Below are 11300 nucleotides of genomic sequence, written 5' to 3' on the forward strand. Positions count from 1 at the left end.
CACACGCAACGCGTCAAGTTCCGCTGCCATCTACCCTTTATACAGACTTCTTCATCCGATGTCCATAGGCTGCCCCTAAGCAACAGATTCTTCAGCTATTAGCCCGAAGGACAATTTCACCCTGGTATGCTCGTCCGGCGAGCGCGGGCGTCCGACGAGCGATGCTATAATCGAACGTTATCCTGCCACTGGCGTTGCCGACAGAACCTTGAGCATGGCGCTGTTTACCCTGGGTATCAACCACCATACGGCACCCCTCTCGGTTCGCGAGCAGGTGGCTTTCCAGGCTGAACGGGTGCGCCACGCACTGCACGATCTGACTCGCTGCAAGCCGGTGGAAGAAGCCGCGATTCTGTCGACCTGCAATCGAACCGAGGTCTATCTCGCCACTGACGCGCCCGATTCGGCAGCGCATTGGTTGGCCGAGTACCATTCTCTGCCGCACCACGAACTGGCACCCTACCTGTATACCCATCCCGAACGCGAGGCGGTGCGGCACGTTTTTCGAGTCGCCTGTGGGCTTGACTCGATGGTCCTTGGCGAACCCCAGATTCTTGGTCAGATGAAGGAAGCGGCGCGTTTTGCCGAAGAGGCGGGCACGCTCGGAACGACGCTGCACAAGCTCTTTCAGCACTCGTTTGCGGTGGCCAAAGAGGTCCGCTCGACGACGGCGATCGGCGCCAACGTCGTCTCGATGGCCGCTGCTGCGGTACGCATGGCCGAGCGAATCTTCGATCGTCTGAGCGATCAGCGCGTCCTTTTCATTGGTGCCGGAGAAATGATCGAGCTTTGTGCGCGACATTTCGCCGCGCAGCATCCCAAACAGATCGTCGTCGCCAACCGGACGACCGAACGCGGGCTTGCCCTGGCACAGCGTTTCGACGGAACGGCGATCCGTCTGGAAGATTTGGCCGACCGTCTTGCCCAGTTCGATATCGTCGTTTCGTGCACCGCCAGCCCCCTGCCGATTCTCGGCCTGGGTCTGGTTGAACGGGCTATCCGGGCGCGCCGCCACCGACCGATGTTCATGGTCGATCTGGCTGTTCCACGCGATATCGAGATCGAAGTCGGCGAGATGGACGATGTCTTCCTCTACACCATCGACGACCTCGCGCTGATCGTCGAGTCAGGCCTGGAATCGCGTCAAGCGGCCGTGCTCAGCGCCGAAGCCATCATCACCGAGCGCGTCGATGTTTTCCTGCGCTGGCTGGCGACGCGCGGCAGCGTGCCGCTGATCCGGGCGCTGCGTGATAGCTGCGAGCGTGCGCGGCGGCACGAGCTCGAGCATGCGATGAAACTCGTCGCACGCGGCGAAGAGCCGCTGCGCGTGCTCGAGCAGCTTTCGCACCGTCTGACCAACAAGTTCCTGCACGCGCCGACACAGGCGCTGAGCCAGGCTGCCGACGGTCACGACGAGTTGCACGCGCTGGTTGCCCGCCTCTTCCATCTGCACGGCGAAGCGAGCAGGAACGATTGAGCGCATCCCGAATTGCACGCTCTACCTGCCGCGACCGCCTTCCACCCGTCTGAGCAAGCGACCACATCCTGATGAATCAAAGCATTCGCGACAAACTTGATCACCTCACCGGCCGCTTGGCGGAACTTGACCGGATGCTGGCCAGCGGGGAAGCCACGCGCGACATCGACGAGTACCGGCGCCTGTCGCGCGAACATGCCGAGCTCAGCCCGGTCGTCGCACTCTATCAGACTTGGCGGCAGACGGAAGCCGATCTCGTCTCGGCGCTCGAGCTGCTCGCCGACCCGGAGATGCGCGAACTGGCCGAGGCCGAAGCGGCCATTGCGCGCGAGCGTCTGCCGCAGATCGCCGGAGAACTGCAACGCCTGCTGCTGCCAAAGGACAGCAAGGACGAGCGTAACGTATTTCTCGAGGTCCGTGCCGGAACGGGGGGCGACGAATCGGCGCTCTTTGCCGGCAATCTCTTCCGCATGTATGCGCGTTACGCTGAGCGCCGCCGCTGGCAGGTCGAAATCATTTCGGCCAGCGCGTCGGAGGTCGGCGGCTACAAAGAGGTGATCGCGCGGATCAGTGGCAGCGACGTGTATGCCAAACTGAAGTTCGAATCCGGCGGTCACCGCGTGCAGCGCGTACCGGATACCGAAGCACAAGGGCGCATTCACACCTCGGCGTGCACCGTGGCGGTGATGCCGGAAGCCGACGCGCTCGAGGAGGTGCAGATCAACCCGAACGAAATTCGCATCGATACCTACCGCGCGTCGGGCGCCGGCGGTCAGCACATCAACAAGACCGATTCGGCAGTCAGGATTACTCACCTGCCCAGCGGCATCGTCGTCGAGTGTCAGGACGACCGTTCGCAACACAAGAACAAGGCGCAAGCGATGTCAGTCCTGGTCGCACGCCTGCGCGACCAGCAGGAGCGCGAGCAACAGACCAGCATTGCGACGGCGCGGCGCAACCTGATCGGCAGCGGCGACCGCTCTGAAAGGATCCGCACCTACAACTTCCCGCAGGGACGAGTGACCGATCACCGCATCAACCTGACCTTGTACAAGATCGAAGCGATCATGGACGGTGATCTCGACGAACTGATCACCGCGCTGACCGCCGAGCATCAGGCCGACCAGCTCGCCCTGCTGGCCGAGGGCGAAACGCCGAGTTGATCGAGTCACGATTCCGCGCAGCAGCGCCGGCGTTCGCGTCAGAGTCCGACGCGGCCGCCGGCGCGCGCGGCTACCAGCCGATCGGCATCGGCGACGCCTGGCGACTGGCGAGTCGGCAGCTCGACCGGCTCGACGCCCGGCTGCTCATCGAGCATATCTGCGGATGCACGCACGCCGACCTGCTTGCCCACCCGGAGAAGCCGCTGTCGGGCCGCCAACTCGCCGCGCTCACGGCATTGATCATGCGCCGCGCGCGCGGCGAGCCCATCGCCTACCTGCTCGGGAGCGCCGACTTCTACGGTTTGCGTTTTCGCGTCAGCCCGGCCGTCCTCGTTCCGCGACCGGAAACGGAACTCCTCGTCGAGCTGGCTCTCGCCCAACTGCGTCACCGGGAGCAGGCGAAGGTTCTCGATCTGGGCACCGGTTCCGGCGTTCTTGCCATCAGCCTGGCGCGCCTGTCGCCCAAAGCGCGACTGACCGCCGTCGACCTTTCGCCAGCCGCGCTTGCTGTGGCGCGCGACAACGCGGCGCGGCACGCGGTCGAGGTCGAATTCCTGCTCGGCGACTGGTTCGCCCCGGTAGGCGAGCGGCGCTTCGACCTGATCGTCGCCAATCCGCCTTACGTCGCCGATGGTGACCCGCATCTACTCGGCGACGGACTGCCTTTCGAGCCAGCCATCGCACTCACCGACGGTGTGCCGGACGGCGACGGACTGGCCTGCCTGCGCCAAATCGTCGGCGCGGCTGGCGCACACCTGCTACCCGGCGGCTGCTTGCTCGTCGAGCACGGACACACACAGGCGGCAAACGTACGCCGCCTGCTTGAGCAAGCCGGCTTCTCCACCGTCGCTTCTTGGCGTGACCTGGCAGGAGTCGAGCGAGTTAGCGGCGGCGGCTTGCCTTGACGCTCCGTCAGAGCCGGCGGTAGACTAGTTTCGTCCGGTATTCTTTCAACTTTTTCGCGCAGTGAGGTCGTATCATGGATGTACAGCAGCAGATCAGGGAACAGGTCAGCAACAACCCGGTAGTGCTTTACATGAAAGGCACACCGGACTTTCCACAATCCGGTTTCTCGGCGGTCACCGTGCAGATCCTGAAAGCCTGCGGTGTTACCGATTACCTGAGCATCAACGTGCTCGAACACCCGGAAATCCGCAGTGGCATCAAGGAATATGCCAATTGGCCAACCATTCCGCAGCTCTACGTGCGCGGTGAGTTCATTGGTGGCTGCGACATCATGCGCGAGATGTACGCCGACGGCGAACTGCAGAAACTGCTCGCCGGCGCCGCCAACCCTTCCTGACGTCGGCACGCAGGAACACTGAACCAACGGCAACGGCGGCGCGCGGCAATCTGACGCGCCGTTTCCAGCACCAGATTACTACTACCCTGGAAAGACCAGCATGAAACTCGAAACCCTCGCCGTACACGCCGGTTACACGCCGGAACCGACGACCAAAGCGGTCGCCGTGCCGATCTATCAGACCGTTTCCTACGCCTTCGACAACACCCAGCACGGCGCCGACCTGTTTGACCTCAAGGTGGTCGGCAACATCTATACGCGAATCATGAACCCAACCCAGGATGTCCTGGAGAAACGCGTTGCTGCGCTCGAAGGCGGCGTCGGCGGGCTGGCGCTAGCTTCCGGGCAGGCCGCCATCACCTATGCGATCCTGACGATTGCTGAAGCCGGCGACAACATCGTCTCGGCCTCGACGCTCTACGGCGGAACCTACAATCTGTTTGCCCACACCCTGCCGCAATACGGCATCGGCGTGCGCTTCGCCAACCACGCCGATCCGGCAAGTTTCGAAGCTCTGATCGACGAGCGAACCAAGGCCGTGTATTGCGAGTCGATCGGCAACCCGCTGGGCAATATCACGGATTTCGAGCAACTTGCCGAGATTGCGCATCGGCACGGTATTCCGCTGATCGTCGACAATACCGTCCCGACGCCTTGCCTGTGCCGCCCGTTCGAACATGGGGCCGACATCGTCGTGCACTCTTTGACGAAGTACATGGGCGGACACGGCAACTCGCTCGGCGGAATGATCGTCGATAGCGGGCGTTTTCCCTGGGCCGAGCACAAAGCGAGGTTCAAGCGCTTGAATGAACCGGACGTTTCCTACCATGGCGTCGTCTATACCGAGGCACTCGGCCCGGCCGCCTACATTGGGCGCGCACGTGTCGTTCCTCTGCGCAACATGGGCGCCGCGATCGCGCCGATCAATGCCTTCCTGATCCTGCAAGGTCTCGAAACTCTGCCCCTGCGCATGGAGCGCATCTGCGCCAACACCGAGCGCATCGCCGCATACCTGGCGGGTCACGCCAAGGTCGCCTGGGTCAACTACGCCGGACTCCCCGAGCACGCTGACCACGCCCTGGTACACAAGTACATGGGCGGCAAAGCTTCCGGCATTCTCACCTTCGGCGTGAAGGCGGCTGAGGGTAACGGTGCGCAGGCCGGCGCACGCTTCCAGGACGCTTTGCAGTTGTTCACCCGACTGGTAAATATCGGCGACAGCAAATCGCTCGCCTGCCATCCAGCGTCAACCACGCACCGCCAACTATCGCCGGATGAGTTGCTCAAGGCCGGGGTTTCGGCTGAAATGATCCGCCTGTCGATCGGCATCGAGCACATCGACGACCTGCTTGCCGACCTCGAGCAGGCGCTCGCTGCGACTTGATGGCGATCCACTGGCCCGCGCCTTGCGCCGCCCGCCGGGGTCACTGCCTCGGCGGCTCCAAGCGCTGCGCGGTGATGGCATGTCGCACTGATTGGTCGCCAGACGATTGATGTCCATTCGCCAGGACCGTCTGCCGCTGGTCGACCTGCACGCCGACGAGATCGAGATCGGCCACTACGGAGCGCTGCTCGATACGCTCAACGTCGGTCTGCTTGAGTTCTCTACCGACGGGTCGCTGCTCCAGTGCAACCGACAAGCGCAAACGCTGCTCGGCGAGGGGCAGCCTTGCTGGCAAGACGAAAACGGCCAGCCGCTGTCACCCGACGAACATCTGGCAATGCAGGTCGTGCACACGGGCCAGCCAGTGCGACAGAGGGCGATAGGCCTGCGCAACTCGAGCTCGGACCTGATCAACTGGTACAAGGCGAGCGCCTATCCGGTTCTCGGCGACGACGGCAATCTACGCCGTGTCCTGCTGATTCTTGCCGATCTGAGTCGGCCGAGCGATCTGGCCAGGGACGCACGGCAATTGCCCACACACGATCCGATCACCGGCCTGTTCAATCAGCGTTACATTTCGACTCTGCTCGACGACGAATGCCGCCGGGCGCAGCGCTACGGCCGGCCGTTCGTCCTCGCGCTGCTGGCAATCGACGACTATCCTGGAATCTGTCAGACGGATGGGCAGCAAGCCGGAGAAGACGCAGTCGCTGAAGTGGGCCGGCTGCTCGCCAGGAGTCTGCGCGAGTTCGACATGGTCGGCCGCTTTGGCGCTGACGAGTTTCTGCTGATTCTCCCGAACGCTCGCGTCAACGAGGCGACCAGCGTCCTTGAACGTTTGCGCGAGCTGATCGAAACTACACGTCTACGCGGCGACGACAAAGCACTGACGATCAGCGGCGGCCTGACTGAGTACTCGAACGAAGACACACCCACACTGATCGATACTGTCCGATCGTTGCTCGCCGCCGCACAGGCTGCCGACGGCAACCGGATCTGCGTGAATCTCGATCTGTTCTAGCACCATTGTGCAGGCGCCGCTGCTGCCAGACCCAAGGCGTCTACGGCGCGCGCAGCAGCGCGCTCAGATCCATCACGACAAGTGAGGCAAACTGAGGTATTCGCGCGAACGCATTTCCGTCAGGCGACTGGCCGTCCGCAGGAACTCGCCGGCATGCGCCCCTTGCGCATACAGACCATCCGGAGCACAGTCGGCGGTCGCGATCAGCTTGACCTTGTGGTCGTACAGGACATCAATCAGCCAGGTGAAACGCCGTGCCTCGGAAGCCATGCTCGCCGACATCCGCGGAATCGCCGACAGCAGAACGCTATGATAGGCGCGCGCCAGCTCCAGGTAGTCGTTCTGCGACCTGGGTCCGCCACACAGCGCCTTGAAGTCGAACCAGATGACGCCGTTACCGCGGCACAGGGTCGGAATTTCCCGACCGAGCACCTCCAGCGTACCGCCGGCCTTCCCTTCGCCACCAGCGATTGCCGCGAAGTACTCGGCCATTTTCCGCTCCGCCGCGTGATCGGCCGGGTGATGAAAGATCTCCACCTGCTCGAGCGCGCGCAGGCGGTAGTCGACGCCGGCGTCGATCTCCAGAACATCCAGTCGCGCCTTGAGCAAGGCGATCGTCGGCAGGAAGCTCTCGCGCTGCAAACCGTTCGGGTAAAGTCGATCCGGCGGATAGTTCGAGGTCATGACGAAGACTACGCCGCGCTCGAACAAGGCCTGGAGCAGACGGCCGAGAATCATCGCATCGGCGATATCCGAAACGTGAAACTCGTCAAAGCACAGCAGGCGAACCTCCGTCGCTATCCGATCCGCAACGCGCAGGAGCGGGTCATCCGTCCCCTTCAACTCCTTCAGTTGACGGTGGACAGCGTGCATGAAAGCGTGGAAATGGATCCGTCGCTTGCGCCGATAGGGTACGGTGTCATAGAAGCAATCCATCAAGAAGCTCTTACCCCGGCCAACCCCGCCCCAGAAATAGACACCGCGGGGCACCTCGGGTGGGGAGAAAAAACGCCGCAGCGTACTGCGACGCCCCACCTTGAAGGAGAGCAACGAGCAATAGAGGCGTTGCAAGCGCTCGGCGGCAGCGCGTTGCGCGGCATCGGCCGTATAGTGGCGAGCCACCAGAAGGCGTTCATACGCCTCGATCATCCCGTGCTCGGGAACCTTGAGTACTCGATGCGGCATCTGCTTCTCTGCTTCCTTACTTCACTTCTGGCAAGTACCGTGTGCGGATGGAATAACGGCTGCACCAGGATCGCCATCGAGGGCACTCCAGCGCTCGGGGGTCCATTGTAAACCATCCGCCGGCAGAAGGAAGGTCAGCCGGCCGACCCGACTGCGACACACGCTGACCGATCATGAACTCAGCGATCCGAGCCAGACCGGAGCACGAGCGGCAGCCCCCGCCGCTGTAAGCAGAAAACACCCAGGATTGACCGAATTTGACTTGAACGCCTATACTCCGTTCGCAAGCAACTGGTTTATTGTGGCTCTACGGAGAGATCGAATGTCTGCGTCAATTGTCGGGCAAGCTGCGCGGAACGCGCTACTGATTCTTCGTTTGGTTCTTGGTCGGCTTGTGGGCCCGGTTGTTGGTCTTGTCCTCGCAATGACAACCGTCAATGCATGGCCGAACTCCGGGCCACCCGTCTTGATTGGCCTGGATGCGGAGTTTTCCTGGCCTGGCAGCACCTCAGCACAAGCGATCGAAAAGGGAATTCTCATCGCCGTAGACGAAATCAATCGCCGTGGCGGTGTTCTCGGCGGCCGGCCCTTGCAGTTGATCAAGAAGGACAACGGTACGGTTCCAGCGCGGAGCATTCGCAATCTCAGGAACCTCGCCGAGACTCCGGAGCTCGTCGCGGCGTTCTGCGGTCGCTTCAGCCCAACCGTGATCGAGGCGATGGAGACTGTCCATACGCTGAAGCTGATCCTCCTCGACCCGTGGGCTGCGGCCGATATCATCACCGACAACACCTATTCGCCAAGCTACGCTTTTCGCCTCTCCTTGCGAGACAGCTATGCCATGCCGAGTCTCCTGCGCTACGGGCGAAACCAGGGAATCCGCACCTTCGGCATGATGGCGCTCAACACCACCTGGGGCCGCAGCAATCTAAGGGCGGCCGAAAATTATCTGACAAAGTATCCCGACACCAAACTCGCGGGCACTCGCTGGTTCAACTGGCAGGACGAGAGCCTGCTCGACAAGTATCTTGACCTTAAGCGCCTCGGCGCTCAGGCCATTCTTCTCGTCGCCAACGATCGTGAAGCAAGCATCCTACTGAAGGAGATGGCGGCCTTGCCAAAGTCCGAGCGCGTTCCGGTGCTCTCACATTGGGGGGTTTCGGGCGGGCAAATGAACGAGACGGCGGGTACCGCACTACAGGAAGTGAACTTCGTGATGGTTCAGACGTACAGCTTTATTGGTGACCGACGACCACGCGCGCGGCAGGTCGTCGCTGCTGCCAATCGTCTGTTCGGAATCCCCAATGCCCGCGCCATTGAATCGCCGGTCGGCCTCGCCCATGCCTACGATCTCACCCACCTCCTGGCGCGCGCAATCGACCGCGCCGGCACTTCCGACCGTGCGACGGTTCGCCAAGCACTTGAAGAACTTCCCGAATACGATGGACTGATCAAGCGCTATAGACGGCCATTCAGCAAGGGGCGACACGACGCACTTACCGAAGCCGATGTGATCATTACACGCTACGCACCCGATGGCGCCATTGTCCCGGTTACCGGCGCGCGGCAGTAGCCAACGGACCGATGACTGGTGGCATTTTCGCACGCTGGGGTCGTCGCGCCAGCCAGAGCCTGGCCTTGCGCATGGCGTTGGTCATGGGCGGCGTGGCAACCGCGACCGCTGCCTTTCTCGCCGGCCTGTCCTTCGTCGTCGCGCAGCGACTGATCACTGAAAACGAACGTATCTCGCTGAACTTTCAGGCCGAAGTAGTCGCACGCCAACTGGAGCTTGAGAGCCGGGCGCTCGATCGCATGCTCAAGACCATGGCGAGCAATGCTTTCATCAGCAACGCGCTCGTCGACTCGCTCGGTCGCGACCAGTACCTAATTCCCTATCTCCGCGACCAGGAGATTCCAGGCACCTGGCGCGGCGAACTGTGGCTCGTCGACTTCGAAGGCCATCCCATTGCGGCCAACGCCCCGGGTCTCAGCTTCAAGCATCGAGGCTCGCCCGCCTTGCGGGCGGTGCTTGCCGGAAGTCGATTCGAGATCGAACTGGCCGGTGACGATAGCCTGCTCCTTGCCGTCCCGGTGGTATTTCCGCCGACCGGAAGCATCGAGGGCGCGGTAGTCGCAATCGCGGGCTATGGACGCCTGATCGAAGGGGCGGCAATGCTCGTCGCGCATGGCACCTGCCTTTCCGTGCACCTGGGCGAGCGCCAGATCGCATTGCCCTCCTCCGGATGCGCCGATGCCCAGCCCAAATCTCCGGCGGTAAGCAGACCGCTCGCCTTGCCAAGCAGCTTTCGCCCGCTCGATGCGCACTTGCGCGTCTATGACAGCTCCGAAGCCGCTTCCATGGCCGCACGAAACCTCACCTTCGGCTACCTGCTGGTCGTTGGAACCGTAATCGCGCTGGTCCTTCTGGTCAGCCACCGGATGTCAGGACACATCGTGCGGCCTCTCACACGCCTGAAGGATACCGCCAACAACATTCTCCGCTCCGATCGCCTTGACTTCCGGGCACCGGTCAGCAGCGCCGACGAGATTGGTCAGCTGGCAAGTACCTTCAACCAAATGGTCGAGCGCCTGCAACGCGCTCAAGCAACGCTTATCACCGACATCGATCAACGTAAGCGGGTTGAAGCCGAGTTACAGCGATACCGTAAGCATCTCGAGGAAATGGTCGCCGAGCGAACGCAGCAAGTCCAGCAGATCAACGGCGAACTCCGGCAAGCAATGAACCATTTGGTACAGGCCGAAAAGCTGGCCGCACTCGGCAATCTTGTTGCCGGTGTCGCACACGAATTGAGCACCCCACTGGGCAATACACGAATCGTCGTTGGCCTGCTTGCCGACCAACTGCGTGACTTCGCGACTACGGTCGAGGCTGGGAACCTCCGCCGTTCACAGGTCGAGGCCTTTCTCAACAACACCCGAGAAGCCACCGCACTGCTCGAACGCAACAGTGCCCGCGCGGCCGAGATGATCGGCCACTTCAAACAGGTCGCCGTCGATCAGAGCAGCGCCCGGCGTAGAACCTTCGACCTGCGAGAAACCACCCTCGAAATTCTTACCGCCTTGCGGCCCATGCTGAAGCGCTCTGCCCACCGGCTCGAGCCAGACATACCAGCAGCACTGTGCTTCGACAGCTATCCCGGACCGCTCGAACAAGTCCTCACCAACCTGGTGCACAACTCGTTAACGCATGCCTTTTCGGGAATTGTCGAGGGGGAAATACATATCAGCGCCCGTGCAGTGGACCCCATGCATATCGTTCTGACCTACACCGACAATGGCGTCGGCATCCCCGCCGGGCATATCCAACGGGTGTTCGACCCCTTTTTCACGACCCGTATAGGACAGGGAGGAAGCGGGCTCGGTCTCTACATCGTCTACAACCTCGTCACGGGCGTTCTCGGTGGAACGATTGCCGTCGACAGCTCGCCGCCGATGCCCGGCACGCGATTCACACTCCATCTACCAACTACTGCTCCAGAATTCCCCTACCAACCAGAAGAGACAGGGAAGAGGTCCGACTAAGCGAACTTCAGCGGCCGACCCGGGCGGCCTCCATCGCCGCAAACGACAAAAAGCCCACCGCACCGATTTGTGTTCGGTTGGGGTGGGTTTTTGTGGGAGGGGGGAGCCTGGCGGTGACCTACTTTCACACATGAGGTATGCACTATCATCGGCGCGTCTTCGTTTCACGGTCCTGTTCGGGATGGGAAGGGGTGGGTCCAAAGAGCTATGGCCGCCAAGCGTAA

General features: G+C 62.0%; 9 protein-coding genes and 1 rRNA gene. 8 read left to right on the forward strand and 2 right to left on the reverse strand.

Features of this window, described 5'->3' with window-relative positions:
* Positions 1 to 214 precede the first annotated feature (214 nt).
* The 6 genes from hemA to Q1L59_RS00630 all read left to right on the forward strand — a co-directional run bounded on the left by hemA (position 215) and on the right by Q1L59_RS00630 (position 6348).
* Positions 215 to 1477 (forward strand): glutamyl-tRNA reductase, encoded by a 1263-nt coding sequence (gene hemA / locus Q1L59_RS00605; protein ID WP_300327354.1) that lies wholly within the window; start codon positions 215 to 217, stop codon positions 1475 to 1477.
* 71 nt (positions 1478 to 1548) lie between these two features.
* Positions 1549 to 2640, forward strand: coding sequence for a peptide chain release factor 1 (gene prfA / locus Q1L59_RS00610; RefSeq protein ID WP_300327355.1), 1092 nt, complete (start codon positions 1549 to 1551; stop codon positions 2638 to 2640).
* Complete coding sequence (gene prmC, locus Q1L59_RS00615) at positions 2637 to 3545, forward strand: peptide chain release factor N(5)-glutamine methyltransferase (protein ID WP_300327356.1); 909 nt, start codon at positions 2637 to 2639, stop codon at positions 3543 to 3545. The genes prfA and prmC overlap by 4 nt, the downstream gene beginning before the upstream one ends.
* Positions 3546 to 3619: 74 nt before the next feature.
* Entirely contained in the window at positions 3620 to 3943 is a 324-nt protein-coding gene (gene grxD, locus Q1L59_RS00620; RefSeq protein WP_300327357.1) for a Grx4 family monothiol glutaredoxin, read from the forward strand.
* 100 nt (positions 3944 to 4043) lie between these two features.
* Positions 4044 to 5327, forward strand: a complete 1284-nt coding sequence (locus Q1L59_RS00625) for an aminotransferase class I/II-fold pyridoxal phosphate-dependent enzyme (RefSeq protein WP_300327358.1) — start codon at positions 4044 to 4046, stop codon at positions 5325 to 5327.
* 109 nt (positions 5328 to 5436) lie between these two features.
* On the forward strand, positions 5437 to 6348 hold the full coding sequence (locus tag Q1L59_RS00630) for a PAS domain-containing protein (protein ID WP_300327359.1): 912 nt from the start codon (positions 5437 to 5439) through the stop codon (positions 6346 to 6348).
* A gap of 72 nt (positions 6349 to 6420) precedes the next feature.
* Here the strand turns inward: Q1L59_RS00630 and zapE are convergent, their stop codons facing one another.
* Positions 6421 to 7533, reverse strand: coding sequence for a cell division protein ZapE (gene zapE, locus Q1L59_RS00635; protein WP_300327360.1), 1113 nt, complete (start codon positions 7531 to 7533; stop codon positions 6421 to 6423).
* Between the two features lie 247 nt (positions 7534 to 7780).
* On the opposite strand from zapE, the gene Q1L59_RS00640 reads away from it, so the two are divergent.
* Complete coding sequence (locus tag Q1L59_RS00640) at positions 7781 to 9106, forward strand: ABC transporter substrate-binding protein (RefSeq protein WP_300327361.1); 1326 nt, start codon at positions 7781 to 7783, stop codon at positions 9104 to 9106.
* Between the two features lie 11 nt (positions 9107 to 9117).
* On the forward strand, positions 9118 to 11076 hold the full coding sequence (locus Q1L59_RS00645; RefSeq protein WP_300327362.1) for an ATP-binding protein: 1959 nt from the start codon (positions 9118 to 9120) through the stop codon (positions 11074 to 11076).
* A gap of 105 nt (positions 11077 to 11181) precedes the next feature.
* On the opposite strand, the gene rrf is transcribed toward Q1L59_RS00645, so the two are convergent.
* Positions 11182 to 11295 (reverse strand): 5S ribosomal RNA (rrf, locus tag Q1L59_RS00650).
* Between the last annotated feature and the right edge of the window lie 5 nt (positions 11296 to 11300).

The organism is Accumulibacter sp. (assembly GCF_029255125.1).
In the GTDB taxonomy this organism is placed as follows: domain Bacteria; phylum Pseudomonadota; class Gammaproteobacteria; order Burkholderiales; family Rhodocyclaceae; genus Accumulibacter.

Bases quoted from the DNA above. Each gene is read 5' to 3' on its own strand.
- hemA (WP_300327354.1), top strand. From the start codon at position 215: ATGGCGCTGTTTACCCTGGGTATCAACCACCATACGGCACCCCTCTCG.
- Q1L59_RS00645 (WP_300327362.1), top strand. From the start codon at position 9,118: ATGACTGGTGGCATTTTCGCACGCTGGGGTCGTCGCGCCAGCCAGAGC.
- Q1L59_RS00630 (WP_300327359.1), top strand. From the start codon at position 5,437: ATGTCCATTCGCCAGGACCGTCTGCCGCTGGTCGACCTGCACGCCGAC.
- zapE (WP_300327360.1), bottom strand. From the start codon at position 7,533: ATGCCGCATCGAGTACTCAAGGTTCCCGAGCACGGGATGATCGAGGCG.
- prfA (WP_300327355.1), top strand. From the start codon at position 1,549: ATGAATCAAAGCATTCGCGACAAACTTGATCACCTCACCGGCCGCTTG.
- grxD (WP_300327357.1), top strand. From the start codon at position 3,620: ATGGATGTACAGCAGCAGATCAGGGAACAGGTCAGCAACAACCCGGTA.
- Q1L59_RS00625 (WP_300327358.1), top strand. From the start codon at position 4,044: ATGAAACTCGAAACCCTCGCCGTACACGCCGGTTACACGCCGGAACCG.